Origin of the sequence: Rhodopseudomonas sp. P1 (assembly GCF_039642825.1) — a bacterium.
GTDB classification, from domain to species: Bacteria; Pseudomonadota; Alphaproteobacteria; order Rhizobiales; family Xanthobacteraceae; genus Rhodopseudomonas; species Rhodopseudomonas palustris_H.
In genome coordinates, this window is record NZ_CP088006.1 from 3,064,869 (window position 1) to 3,077,497 (window position 12,629).

General features: G+C 65.6%; 11 protein-coding genes. 4 read left to right on the forward strand and 7 right to left on the reverse strand.

Annotated elements, in window-relative coordinates:
* Positions 1 to 149: 149 nt before the first annotated feature.
* Genes secF through yajC form a run of 3 tightly spaced genes read right to left on the reverse strand, consistent with a single transcriptional unit; the run spans position 150 to position 3,374 of the window.
* Positions 150 to 1,265 carry a protein translocase subunit SecF gene (secF, locus tag LRC39_RS14255; RefSeq protein ID WP_107344738.1) on the reverse strand — a complete coding sequence of 372 codons (1,116 nt, stop codon included), beginning with the start codon at positions 1,263 to 1,265 and terminating at the stop codon, positions 150 to 152.
* A 25-nt stretch (positions 1,266 to 1,290) separates the two neighbouring features.
* Positions 1,291 to 2,892 carry a protein translocase subunit SecD gene (gene secD, locus LRC39_RS14260; RefSeq protein ID WP_107344739.1) on the reverse strand — a complete coding sequence of 534 codons (1,602 nt, stop codon included), beginning with the start codon at positions 2,890 to 2,892 and terminating at the stop codon, positions 1,291 to 1,293.
* A 44-nt stretch (positions 2,893 to 2,936) separates the two neighbouring features.
* The gene (yajC, locus tag LRC39_RS14265) at positions 2,937 to 3,374 is read right to left on the reverse strand and encodes a preprotein translocase subunit YajC (RefSeq protein WP_107344740.1); all 438 of its coding nucleotides are present in this window, start codon (positions 3,372 to 3,374) and stop codon (positions 2,937 to 2,939) included.
* A 190-nt stretch (positions 3,375 to 3,564) separates the two neighbouring features.
* On the opposite strand from yajC, the gene LRC39_RS14270 reads away from it, so the two are divergent.
* Complete coding sequence (locus LRC39_RS14270; RefSeq protein WP_107355839.1) at positions 3,565 to 4,554, forward strand: ATP-binding protein; 990 nt, start codon at positions 3,565 to 3,567, stop codon at positions 4,552 to 4,554.
* Between the two features lie 167 nt (positions 4,555 to 4,721).
* Entirely contained in the window at positions 4,722 to 6,422 is a 1,701-nt protein-coding gene (locus tag LRC39_RS14275) for an outer membrane protein (RefSeq protein WP_346294730.1), read from the forward strand.
* A gap of 46 nt (positions 6,423 to 6,468) precedes the next feature.
* On the opposite strand, the gene mddA is transcribed toward LRC39_RS14275, so the two are convergent.
* Positions 6,469 to 7,281: a methanethiol S-methyltransferase gene (gene mddA / locus LRC39_RS14280; protein WP_346297509.1), complete on the reverse strand. Its 813-nt coding sequence runs from the start codon at positions 7,279 to 7,281 to the stop codon at positions 6,469 to 6,471.
* A 147-nt stretch (positions 7,282 to 7,428) separates the two neighbouring features.
* Here mddA and LRC39_RS14285 point away from each other — a divergent pair, with 147 nt between their 5' ends.
* A complete protein-coding gene (locus LRC39_RS14285) occupies positions 7,429 to 9,012 on the forward strand; it encodes an alpha/beta fold hydrolase (RefSeq protein WP_346294731.1) in 1,584 nt (527 codons plus the stop codon).
* Positions 9,013 to 9,114: 102 nt separating this feature from the next.
* Here LRC39_RS14285 and LRC39_RS14290 read toward each other — a convergent pair whose 3' ends face one another.
* Together LRC39_RS14290 and LRC39_RS14295 are read right to left on the reverse strand one after the other, a co-directional pair.
* Entirely contained in the window at positions 9,115 to 10,530 is a 1,416-nt protein-coding gene (locus tag LRC39_RS14290) for a peptidoglycan DD-metalloendopeptidase family protein (protein WP_346294732.1), read from the reverse strand.
* Between the two features lie 120 nt (positions 10,531 to 10,650).
* On the reverse strand, positions 10,651 to 11,304 hold the full coding sequence (locus LRC39_RS14295) for a protein-L-isoaspartate(D-aspartate) O-methyltransferase (RefSeq protein WP_107344745.1): 654 nt from the start codon (positions 11,302 to 11,304) through the stop codon (positions 10,651 to 10,653).
* Between the two features lie 224 nt (positions 11,305 to 11,528).
* Between LRC39_RS14295 and LRC39_RS14300 the strand changes: the two genes are divergently transcribed.
* Positions 11,529 to 11,903, forward strand: a complete 375-nt coding sequence (locus LRC39_RS14300; protein WP_011158390.1) for a response regulator — start codon at positions 11,529 to 11,531, stop codon at positions 11,901 to 11,903.
* Positions 11,904 to 11,911: 8 nt separating this feature from the next.
* Here LRC39_RS14300 and LRC39_RS14305 read toward each other — a convergent pair whose 3' ends face one another.
* Positions 11,912 to 12,535: a GrpB family protein gene (locus tag LRC39_RS14305; RefSeq protein WP_346294733.1), complete on the reverse strand. Its 624-nt coding sequence runs from the start codon at positions 12,533 to 12,535 to the stop codon at positions 11,912 to 11,914.
* Positions 12,536 to 12,629: the final 94 nt, after the last annotated feature.

Below are 12,629 nucleotides of genomic sequence, written 5' to 3' on the forward strand. Positions count from 1 at the left end.
CGGCGTCGAGTGTTGGCGTCATGCGGCGGCACCCTACAGGTTTGCGCCGCTCGGCAGCGAGCGGCGACAGCGCGTCAATGCGGTGGCACGGCAACGGTTCAAACAAGCCGGCCGGGGCCGCCTCCTACCAGCAGCCCTGCCCGCCTGACTTACCGCTTCTTCGGCTTACCGGCCTTGGCCGGCTTGGCGGCCGGTGCGGTCGGCTCCGGATCGACGAACCGCGCCGGGACCTCTTCGGCCGCGGGCGGCGCGACCGGCTCGGGCTTCGCCGGCTTTTCAGCCGGCTCGTCGAGCCGATGGGTGCCGACGCCGAGATAGATCAGGATCGGTGCCGCGATGAAGATCGAGGTGTAGGTGCCGACCAGCACCACGCCGAACATCATCACCGCCGTGAACGAGTGGATCGCATGGCCGCCGAACAGCAGCAGCGCGAGCAGAGCCAGCGTCACGGTGACGTGGGTGATGATCGAGCGCGACAGCGTCGAGTTGATCGACTCGTTGAGCAGCTGCGGCATCGGCATCTTCTTGTAGCGCCGCAGCATCTCGCGGATACGGTCGTAGATCACGACGGTGTCGTTCAGCGAGTAGCCGAGAATCGTCAGCAGCGCCGCGATCGAGGTCAGGTCGAAGTCGACCTGACTGATCGACATGAAGCCGATCGTCAGCACGATATCGTGCACGTTGGCGATCATCGCGCCGAGCGCGAACTGCCATTCGAACCGGAACCAGAGATAGACCAGGATGCCCAGGATCGCGACCATCAGGCCAAGCATGCCGAACGCGAGCAGCTCGCTCGAGACGCGCGGGCCGACCACTTCGACGCGGCGATAGTCGACCGAGTCGCCGAGCGCGGCGCGCACCTTCTGCACCGCCGCCTGCTGCGCCTGGTCGCCGCCGGGCTGCTCGGCGATACGGATCAGCACTTCGGCCGGACCGCCGAACTGCTGCAGCTGCACATCGCCGAGGTTGAGCTTGCTCAGCGTGTCGCGCATGCCCGCGATATCGGCCGCACCGGAATGAGCGCGGACCTCGAGCAGCGTGCCGCCGCGGAAGTCGATGCCGAAATTCAGCCCGTGGGTGAAGAACAGCGTGATCGCGGCGATCGACAGCACCGCCGAGATCGGGAAGCTGATGCGGCGGAAACGGGTGAAGTCGAAGTGGGTATTGTCGGGAACGATGCGCAGCGACGGCAGCCAGCCGAAGATGCTGACGACCGTCAGCACCGCAATCAGAACGCCCAGCCCGACCAAAATCCAGTGTGTCACGTGTGGCTCTCTCGGATTCGATGCGTCAGATCGGCACGTGGTGCGGCCGCTTCCAGCGCACCCAGGTCGCGACGATCAGTCGGGTCAAAGTGAAGGCGGTGAACACCGTGGTGATGATGCCGATACCAAGCGTCACCGCGAAACCGCGCACCGGACCGGTGCCGATGTAGAACAGCACGGCGGCGGCGATGAAGGTGGTGATGTTGGAGTCCAGAATCGTCGCCAGCGCGCGTTTGAAGCCGGCGTCGATCGCCGAGATCGCGTTTCGGCCCGCGCGAATCTCCTCGCGGATGCGCTCGTAGATCAGCACGTTACTGTCGACCGCGATGCCGACCGTGAGCACGATGCCGGCGATGCCGGGCAGCGTCAGGGTGGCGTTGAGCAACGACAGAATGCCGAAGATCATCGCGACGTTGACCGCCACCGCGAGGTTGGCGAACACGCCGAACAGGCGGTAGGTCAGCAGCATGAACACGATGACGAGGATCGAGCCGACATAGGCGGCGCGTTCGCCCTTCTCGATCGAGTCCTGGCCAAGGCCCGGACCGACGGTGCGTTCTTCGATGATGGTCAGCGGCGCCGGCAGCGCGCCGGCGCGCAGCAGGATCGCGAGGTCGTTGGCGCCCTGCACCGTGAAGCTGCCGGAGATCTGACCTGAGCCGCCGGTGATCGGCTCGCGGATCACCGGAGCCGAAATCACCTCGTTGTCGAGCACGATGGCGAACGGCAGGCCGACGTTCTCGGTGGTGGCGCGGGCGAATTTGCGGGCGCCGTTGGTGTTGAAGCGGAACGAGACGATCGGCTCGCCGGTGCGCTGGTCAAAGCCGGGCTGCGCGTCAGTGAGATCGGCGCCCGACACCAGCACCTGCTTCTTGATCACGTACGGCTGCTTCGGCGACGACGCGCTCATCAGCAGTTCGGAATCCGGCGGGACGTTGCCGCCCATCGCCTGGTCGCCCGACACCGAGCTGTCGACCATACGGAAGTCGAGCTTGGCGGTCTTGCCGAGCAGTTCCTTCAGCCGGGTCGGATCCTGCAGACCGGGCACCTGCACCAGAATGCGGTCGGCGCCCTGACGCTGGATCAACGGCTCGACGGTACCGAGTTCGTTGACGCGACGTTCGACGATCTGAATCGACTGGTCGACCGACTGACGGACACGGTCGGCGATCGCGGCCTGCGGCACCGTCAGGCGGATCAATCCGCCGCCGGCGTCGGAGACTTCAAGGCTACGCTGGCCATTGGAGCCGAGCAGACCGCCGAGCGGCTGCGACAGCTCACGCAGCTTGGCGAGCGCGGCCGGAACATCCGTATCCTTGCTGATCCGGACCTCGACCGAGTCACCCTTGGTCGCAAGACCGGTATAGGCGATCCGGGCTTCGCGCAGCACCCGGCGGGCGTCGTCACGAACCGAATCGAGCTTGTCCTTCTTCACCGAATTGGCGTCGACCTCGAGCAGGATGTGCGAGCCACCCTGCAGGTCGAGGCCGAGCACCAGATGTCGCTGCGCCCATTTCGGCCAGCTCTTGACGGTGCTCTCGGGGAAGAAATTGGGAACGGCGCAAAGGCACACTGCCAGCGCCGTCAGTATGATCGCCAGCGCCTTCCACCGTGAGATATAAAGCATCGAGTTGTCCCGTCAGAAACCGAAAGAGGCGGCGCGTCGAAGCATCAGCTCGACGCAGTGTCGTCCTTCGCCGGCTCGGTCTTGTCGCCCTCGGTTTTGGCCGGAGCGTCCTTGTCCTTCTTGCCCTTGGCCTTGCCATTGGCTTCGGGAGCATCCTTGACCGGTTCGCCCTTGCTGCGGACGCCGGTGATCATCTGGCGCATCTGGCGCGCGCGAATCCCATCCGCGAGTTCGAACTCGACGGTATCATCGTCGATCACCTTGGTGACCTTGCCGACCAGACCACCCGAGGTGATGATGGTGTCGCCGCGGCGAATGTTCTTCACCATCTCGGCGTGCTCTTTGACCTTCTTCTGCTGCGGGCGCAGGATCAGGAAATACATGATGACAAAGATCAGCGCGAACGGCAGCAGCGACATGATCATGCTGTTGGCGTCGCCGCCGGCGGCAGCAGCCTGGGCGTAAGCGGGCGTAACGAACATTCGGATTCCCCGTGAAAGCAAGCGAGCCGGCCCGGCGCGGAAAGCGTCGGCCGGGGGGCGCAAATTCGCGCGGACTATAACCGCCGCGGTCCCAATTGCAACGCTGCCACCCGCCTCATAGCGCTCCCATTTCCGTGGGTTGCCGGGGGTGACATGGCCCGATATGGCTGCGGCATCAGGAAGTGCAAGCATGGCCAAAAAGACAAAATCCCGCCCCGCCAAAGCCGCCCCGAAGTCCGCCGCCCGCAAGCCCGCCCGTACAGCGGCGGCAAAGCGCCGCCCATCGGGGACATCCCCCGGCGCGCCCCTCGACGGCGCATTGCTGGAGCGCATCGCCACCGCCCTGGAGGGCATTTCCGCCCACCTGGCGGGCACTTCCGCCGCCCCGGCCGATGCCGCGTTGAATTCGGCCGATGCGTTCATCTGGCAGCCCGAGGGGCGTCTCGCACCGGTTCCCCGGGTCAGCCGGGTCGATCTGTCGCTGCTGCAGGGCGTCGACCGGATGCGCGACACGCTGATCGAAAATACCGAGCGGTTCGCGACCGGCCTGCCCGCCAACAACGCCCTGTTGTGGGGCGCGCGCGGGATGGGCAAATCGTCGCTGGTCAAAGCCGCTCACGCGCATGTCAACGCACGGCCCGACGTCGCCGGCCAGCTGAAGCTGATCGAGATTCACCGCGAGGACATCGAGAGCCTGCCGGCGCTGATGACGCTGCTCCGCGCCTCGGACTACCGCTTCATCGTGTTCTGCGACGACCTGTCGTTCGACGGCAACGACGCCTCCTACAAATCGCTCAAAGCGGTGCTCGAAGGCGGCATCGAGGGCCGGCCCGACAACGTGATTCTCTACGCGACCTCCAATCGACGGCATCTGCTGGCGCGCGAAATGGTCGAGAACGAGCGCTCGACTGCGATCAATCCCGGCGAGGCGGTCGAGGAGAAGGTGTCGCTGTCGGATCGGTTCGGGCTTTGGCTCGGGTTCCACAAGTGCAGCCAGGACGAATTTCTGGCGATGGTGCGTGGTTACTGTGCGCACTTCGGAATCACGATCGACGACGAGCAGCTCGAGCGCGAAGCATTGGAATGGTCGACCACTCGCGGCTCCCGCTCCGGCCGCGTCGCCTGGCAGTTCGTGCAGGATCTCGCCGGCCGTCTCAAGGTGCGGCTCGGAACCAAGTAACTGCTTTCACGAGTCCGGTTCGATCAACAGTCGAACCGGACTCGGAGCTTACCGAGTTCGCAAACCGAACATCTCGTCCCTAAACTGCAGTCTCGATTCGCGGACCCGCGCCGTCACGCTGACGGCCGTGTTGCCGCGTCGATCATGCGACCTTGGGGGCAAAGGCCGTGCGCACGTCCATCATCTGTGTTTCCGCCGTGCTCGCCGCATCCTGCGGCGCTGCGCAAGCTGCAGATCTGTCGCGGCCTCCGGCCGTCAAAGCCATTCCGGCCTGGAGCTGGACCGGCTTCTATCTCGGCGGCCATCTCGGCGCCGGGTTCGGCACCGCGAAAGTCGACAATCCGTTTGGGGCGTCGATCTACGGCGACACCGTGCGCGCACCCAAAGCTCTGGCCGGCCTGCAGGCCGGCTACAACTGGCAAGCTCCCGGCTCGCCCTGGGTGTTCGGTGTGGAAGCCGATGCCTCGGCGATCGACGCCGACGGCACCGACACCTGCCTTGCCTATTCCGGTCAGTTCGTCTCGGCGAACTGCCGCGTGCGCGAGCACATGCTCGGCACCCTCACCGGCCGGCTCGGCCACACTTTCGGTCCCGACGGGCGCTCGCTGATGTACGTCAAAGGCGGCGGCGCGGTTCTGGTCGGCAACTTCCGGATGACGACCAACGCCTCCGACTATCTCAATCAGCCGGCGGCGGAGCTCGACACCACGCGGTGGGGCTGGACCGTCGGCGCCGGGATCGAATACGCGCTGTCGTCGCGCTGGGCGGTACGCGCCGAATACGATTACGCCAATTTCGGTCACCGCGGACTCGACACGCCCGGCGGCGGCTTTCTGCAGACTCCGTTCGACCCGAACTCCCTGGTCAACACCGCCGGCGCGCCCACGCAGGTGCATCAGGACATGCACCTGATCAAGCTCGGGCTGAACTATTACTTCGGCCGTGGCGACGGAGGTTTCGATCAGACGCCGCTGCTGCCGGTGAAAGCGCCCGCGGCCGATCGCTGGTCGGCCTGGCAGTTCGAGGTCGGTGCGCGCTACTGGTACAGCCACGGCCGTTATCAGAACGATCTCACGCTGAGCACCAACAGCGCGCTCCAGGAGCATCTGGTGTCGCGCCTCACCTACGAGAGTGACGGTCATTCCGGCGAAGTGTTCTGGCGGATCGACGGTCCGCAAAAGCTGTTTCTGAAGGGATTTGCCGGCGGCGGCGGGTTGGTGGCCGGCAAGATGAACGACGAAGACTGGTTCCCCACCGATCAGCAAAACGCCACGGCGTATTCCAACACGGACCACAACAAGGTCACCGGCACGATCGGTTATGCGACGCTCGATGCCGGCATTGATCTGTTCAGCGACACGTTCGGCAAACTCGGCGTGTTCGCCGGCTACAATTTCTACCGCGACCGCAAGGACGCGTTCAATTGCCACCAGATCGCGCTTGCTGTTCCGACAGCCTTCTGCGGATCGTCGGATGGAATTTCGATCAGCCAGTACGAAGACTGGCACTCGCTGCGGATCGGCGCCAACGGCACTTTGGCTGTCGCACCGAACACCAAGCTGGTCGTCGACGCGGCGTACCTGCCCTACACACATATTTCAGCGCTCGACATCCATCACAACAGGACCGACGTCGCCGACAAGAATTCGCCGGCCTGGGGCACCGGCCGCGGTGTCCAGCTCGAAGCCATTCTGACGTACGACATCACCTCGAGGTTCAACGTCGGTGTCGGTGGCCGCTACTGGGCGATGTGGGCGACCGACGTCGACACCGCGGGCTTCGGCAGCCCGGTGCCGACCCAATTGCTCCCAATCCGCGTCGAGCGCTACGGCACCTTCGTGCAGGCGTCCTACAAGTTCGATCGCTGATTCCGGTCGGGTTGTCTGGCGATTCATCTACCACCTCGCCGGCGGCTCAGCCGCCGGATGGAGGCGAAACAGCCCCTCCGCTCTCATCGCGTACGGCGCCGGCTTGTCCAGCGGCGTGCCGTCGTGCAGTCCGGCGGAGAACACGAGGCAGCAGCATCGGAACGCGCTCGCGATACTGCTGGTAGGTTGCGCCAAATTCGGCGATCAGGTCGCGCTCTTCGAATTGCAGCGCGATCAGGATGTAGATCGTGATGACGACCGCGAACAGCAGATGACCCGCCGTCATCTCGGGCGCCGCCCAGAACACGATCAGGAAGCCGAGCATCAGCGGGTGCCGCACCATCCTGTATAGCAAGGGCGTCCGGAACGTTGGGCGCAAAGGCTCGGTGCCGCGCAGCGCTGAGAAGCTCTGGCGAAGCCCGAACAGATCGAGGTGATCGATCATGTGGGTCGACGCCAAGACCAGCACCCAGCCCAGCCAATACAGCACGACCAGCAACCAAGTGGCGATGCCGCTGGTGCTCCAGACCACGACCGGAATCGGCCGCCACTGCCAGAACAGCAACAGAAGCAGCAGGCTTGTCAGCAGCACGTAGGTGCTGCGCTGGCACGGCGCGGGCAGATGCCTCGCCCACCACTGTTTGAAGCGCTGGCGCGCCATGATGCTGTGCTGGATCGCGAAGAGACCGATCAGTTGCAGATTGATGAGGACGGCTTGGCCCGGACTGGACGCGCCGCCGACGTCGATGGATTTCGACACCAGCGTGTTGCCGAAAAAGCCGGGCGCGTAGATCATCGAGACGAGGAACACGGCATAGCTCAACAGACCGTAGGTCGGGATCAGGAGGCGTTTGATCATGAGTGCCTTTCCGATTGGGACGCCGCCGGCGGCGGCAGGCGATGCGGTCACGACCGCCATTCGACGGCGATCAGCCACGATTGCTACCGCCGCACCGTCCCCTGCCCGTCCCCTCGGCGCGTGCCGGGTCGCACTGAGGCAGCTGTCGTGACCGGATTTCGGCTCCAAACCTTCGGGTTTCCGGAGATCCGCAGCTTCGACGGTTCCGTCAGGCTCAATCTGCGCAAGGGGCTGGCGCTGCTGGTGCATCTCGCAGAAGCGCGCGCAGTTGTGTCCCGCGACGTCGTCGCCACCCTGCTGTGGCCGGACAGCGCCATCGACGTTGCCCGCGCGCGGCTGCGACGTTTGCTGCACCGCATCGAGCAAGCGCTCGGCCAGCCGGTGTTCGAGACCGACCGCACCAGCCTGCGTTGGTCGCCCTCGGTCGAACTCAGCGTCGACACGCAGCTCTTTGAAGCCGCCTGTGAGCGCGGGGATTTCGCGCAAGCCTGCGGCTATTATCACGGTGATTTTCTCGCCGGCTTCGCATTGCCGGATTGCGCCGAGTTCGAAGAGTGGGCGTTTTTCCGCCGCGAGGCGCTGCGCGGACGCTACCTGCACGCATTGGAGCGCTTGGTCCAGGACAACACCGCCGCCGGCGATCACGCAGCAGCCGCAATTCGCGCGACGCGTCTGGTCGAATTAGATCCGCTCAGCGAGATCTACGGCCGCCATCTGATCCGCAGTCTGCTGCTGGCAGGCGACCGTCGGGCGGCGGAACGCCATCACGCCGCGTTGACCCGGCGGCTGCGCGATGAACTCGGGGTGACGCCCGAGACCGAAACCGAGGAGTTGATGCATGAGGCGGCGACGCCTGCCGCTCCCACTGTCCCGGCGACGCGCTATGCCGAGGGCGACAGCATCCACTTGGCGTACCAGACCTTCGGCAGCGGCGAGCTCGACATCCTGGTGATGCCGGGGTTCGTCTCGCATGTTGAACGGGTTTGGGAGCATCCGTCGTGCCGGGCGTTTCTCGTTTCGATGATGGCGCTCGGCCGGCTGATTATCTTTGACCGCCGCGGCGTCGGGCTGTCCGACCGGGTCGGCTCGGCGCCGAATGTCGATGTCACCGCCGAGGATATCGGCACCGTGCTGCGGGCCGCAGGGGCGCACCGCGTCGTGCTGTTTGGTGCATCCGAATGCGGGCCGGCCTGCATTAAATTCGCGGTCGATCATCCCCGCCTCGTCGCCGGCCTGATCCTGTTCGGCTCGCTTGCCAAAGGTTGCCGCGCCCCGAACTACCCGTATGCCTTGACGGTCGAGCAGTATGAGGTTTGGCGCCGGCAGCTGATCGGCGCATGGGGTAGCGCAGCCGGCATCGAGACGTTCGGCCCAAGCCTCGCGAACGATGCCAAATCCAAAGCGTGGTGGGCCGGGCTGCTCCGCGCGGCTTCCAGTCCCGGCGGCATCTGGGCCGTGCTGGCAGCTTTACGTGACGCCGATGTCCTCGAGCTGCTGCCCCAACTCACTGTGCCGACCTTGGTGCTACACCGCCGCGGCGACCGTGCCGTCCGGATCGCGGCGGGACGCGACATGGCCGCTCGGATCGCCGGCGCCGAATTTGTGGAGCTCGACGGCGACGACCACTGGTTCTTCGCGGGGGACCAACGTCCGGTGCTCGACGCCATCAGGCCGTTTGTCAGCGGCCTCGTTCGCCGCGCGAATCCGAAGCGGACCAGGCCTCGTCCTTAAAGATTGTTAGTTCGACTTCACGGATCGCGGCATGGCAAACAAAAATGCCCGGCCATTCGGGCCGGGCATTTTGTCTTCCCCAGTATCGCTCAACCGCGTTGCTCAGGCGCCGTTGAGGAACTTAAGCGGGTCGACCGGGGTCGATCCCTTCCGAATTTCGAAGTGCAGCTGTGGTGAGGACACCTCGCCGCTCTGGCCAGACTTGGCGATCACCTGACCGCGCTTAATGGTCTCGCCGCGCTTCACCATCAGTTCGCTGGCGTGGGCGTAGGCCGAGACGTAGCCGTTGGAATGACGGATCAGCACCAGATTGCCGTAGCCCTTCAGCTCGCTGCCGGCATAGGCGACGACGCCATCTTCGGCGGCCTTCACCGGCGTGCCTTCCGGCACCGACAGGTTGATGCCGTCGTTGGACTTGCCGTTGGTCTTGGCGCCGTAGGCTGCGATCACCCGGCCGCGGGCCGGCCAGCGGAAGCTCGGCAGCGCGCCGGTCGCTTCGGCCGCCTTCACCGGCGCAGCTTCGGCAGGGGCAGCGGCTTCAGGCGTTTCGGTCGGCGCGACCATCCGGGCCTTCTGCGGCGGCTCGGCCGGCGCCGTCGGAGCGACGTTTGCCATCCGCACAGGCGCTGCCGCCATCGGCGCGGCGGCTGGCGCCTGGATCGGGGGCTGTGCCGGCGCGAGACCAGCGACCTGGGCGCTCGGCACGTTGATCTTCATGCCCGGCTTCAGCTTGGTCGTGGTGGTGAGGTTGTTGTAACGCGCCAGCTCGCCGAGCGAGATGTTGTTGCGGCGCGCGATATTCATCAGCGTGTCGCCATTGTTGACGTAGTGCACCCGGGCCGGAGCTGGCGCAGCGGTCGCGACCGGACGCGGAGCCGGCGGAGCAGCCACCGGCGCGGCGATCGGAGCCGCGACCTGGGCGGTCGCCGTGGTGCGGCTCGGGATCACCAGCTGCTGACCCGGCTGCAGCCGGCGCGGCCCCTTGTAGCCGTTGGCGCGCAGGATCTCGGCGGTCGAGACGTTGTAGCGCTGCGCCAGGATTTCCAGCGTATCGCTGGTGCCGACGATGATCGTGGTGCCGGGCGCATGCACCGGCGCGGCGGCGGGAGCAGCGGCAGGCATCGGCCGGGCTGCAGCAACCGAGCGCGGCGCCTGCACGGTCCCGGTCTGATCGAGCGGCGCACGCGCCGGCGGTTCGTAGGATGCCACACCGCGACCGCCGCCGGAGAAGCCCCCGCCCCCGTTCGCCACCGGATAGGACGACGGCGCCGTGATCGGCGGCAGCGCCTGCGACTGGTATTGCGGCTGGGACTGGTACTGGGGCCGCGCGTACTGCGGCAGTTCCTGGCGGTGTTGTGGAGGCGCCACCGATCCGGTGGTCTCAACCGGCCCGAACGGGGCCTGTTGAAAGCGTGTCTGCATGTCGGCGCTGCACGCACTGAAACCGACAGACATCAACGCCAGCACCGCCATCTGCGGGGCGCGGCGCGAGCAAAGCAACGCGGCAACGCGGGACATGGTTACTCACTCATACGCAATACGATTGGTAAATTGAGTAAACACCGCGCCAGTAAACAACCGTTTAACCTTGCGAGGAAACCGCTTGTTGACGCTGAGAAATCGAAAAATCCAGCGCGCTCAGAGTTCGCGTGCGGTGCCGCGGAGCGCGGGTACGAAACGGACTTCGCCCAGCACCTTGTGCTCATCGCCGGTCGGCGTGCGGCGCACACGCAGCAGCTTCTGGCGACCGTTGGGTGGTCCGACTGGCGCGATCAGAACACCGCCGGGATCGAGTCGCTCGAGCAGCCGCTCGGGCAGCTCGGGGACCGCAGCGGTCACCAGGATTCGGTCGAAGGTGCCGGCGGTCTCTGGCAGATCGAATCCGTCCCCGAACACCACCTCGACATTGCGGCAACCGATTTCGGCGAGTCGTTTGCGGGCGCGGTCGGCGAGCGTTTTGAAGCGCTCGAAGCTGAGCACGTCCGCCGCGAGCCGCGACAGCACCGCGGCGTGGTAGCCGGAGCCGGTGCCGATCTCGAGCACGCGGTCGCGCGGCCGCAGCTCGAGCTGCTCGGTCATGAAGGCGACCACGAACGGCTGGCTGATGGTTTGGCCGCAGGCGATCGGCAGCGCGGTGTCGCGCCAGGCGCCGTCGCGATAATTGGGGTCGACGAACTGGTCGCGCGGCACCGCCTCCATCGTCCGCAGCACCGCCTGATCGCTGATGCCGCGCCGCCGCAGGCTGAGCTGGAACATCATCTTTTCGGGCGGCGGCGCCGCGGGGCTCGGCATTTCGGGTCTCGCGATCGGTCGTGCGCCTCGCCGGTCGGGTTCCAGTTGGCGCGATTCTCAGCAGAGTGTTGGCGTGCGGAACGAAACCTTGCAAGTGCGGAGCGTCACGCACGCGCGCGTCAAGCTTGCAATTGCCAGCGCATCGCTTATTTGCGACGGTGTTCGTTGAAAGCGCCGAAGCTATCGACCGGCGTGCGACAGCACTTTCTCGAGGACATCACCCGATGACGACACCGAGTCCGACCGGCGGCTCCGTTTTCCTGGTCGAGGACGAAGCGATGATCCGCATGATGGTCGTCGACATGCTGGAGGAGCTAGGGTTCTCGGTGGCCGCGGAGACCGGCGAAATCAACGAGGCGCTGCAGCTCGCCGAAGCCACCGAATTCGACATCGCGATCCTCGACGTCAACGTCAACGGCAAGGTGATCTCGCCGGTCGCCGATCTGCTGAAGGCGCGGAACCGCCCCTTCATCTTCGCCACCGGCTACGGGACCCAGGGCGTGCCGGAAGATTATCGCGACCGCCCGGCGCTGCAGAAGCCGTTCCAGATCGAATCGCTGAAGCAGGCACTCGACGCAACACTGCGCGGCGCGGCGTAGCTGCTGCGTCACTCCGTGCGATCATCCCCGCGTTTGCCCGTGCGAAGACGCAGCGCGTCCGTCACGAAGGCATCCTTCGCGGCTCTGTAGCGGTCCATCGGTTGCCCATCATGCGCCCGCTTAAGCTCATTGTAGCGTTCTACCAGAGCCGGATAGGCGCGTAGCGCGTCGGCGAAGCGGTGAAAAACGTCGAACTCTCCGCCCTTGACGGTGAGCTGGATGCCGAGATGGGGCGTGCAGGCGTCGTCTTCGAAGGCGGCGAATTCGTTGGTCCGCACCGAGCCTGAATTGCGCGCGTACCGGGCGGCGAACGCGGCCTCCGTGACCTGGAAGTCTTCGCGCTCCACCCGGACCACGATGTCGAGGTCGCCCTTGGTGAGACACCCCGGAACTGACGTCGCACCAATGTGCAGGAGCTCACAGGTCTTGGGCAGAACGGCGACGAGCTGCTGCTTAACTGCAGCAAACAGACGCTCGACGGCATCGCGGGCGTGGTCATGATCCGCGGCAATGTGGAACCGATCAGGATTGGGCATTTGCATTGACCGCAGGGTAGAAAAAAGCGCTTCGCGCCATGCCCACATGTCCACGCATCCGACCGTCGCTACGCAACGGCGGCCGTGTGCGGCCACGCTTCATCCTCGCCGCTTCGCCTTGCTACCGTCTCAGCGCTGCGACGTCGAACGCCGCACGCCCATTGACCTCGGGCGCCCGATTGATGGGTTG